Genomic DNA, 213 nt, shown 5'->3' on the forward strand with positions numbered 1-213 from the left:
TCTTCTTTGCATTCCTGGGGAAGACAACAAGCTTGGCCTTGTAGGTCTTCAGCCTCTGAACATTAGCTTGAAGACCTTCTAGGGAGCGGTTTCTACGACGGTGGTCAACTGCGATGCCAATGGTTGGTGCATGCTTCTTGGGAATTCCTGCTGCCGCTAGCTCTTCAAGAGAGAAACCTTTGCCAGCCCTAAGTTTCATGTTGTACTTCAAAG

The 213-nt window shown here is 48.8% G+C and carries 1 protein-coding gene; it reads right to left on the minus strand.

Features of this window, described 5'->3' with window-relative positions; genetic code table 11:
- Nucleotides 1-199, minus strand: a 199-nt coding sequence (locus J2D73_RS20590; protein ID WP_207884305.1) for a ribosomal protein L13e, incomplete at its 3' end; no start/stop codon positions are given.
- Nucleotides 200-213: the final 14 nt, after the last annotated feature.

This window comes from Acetobacter sacchari (assembly GCF_017377715.1).
Lineage (GTDB): Bacteria > Pseudomonadota > Alphaproteobacteria > Acetobacterales > Acetobacteraceae > Acetobacter > Acetobacter sacchari.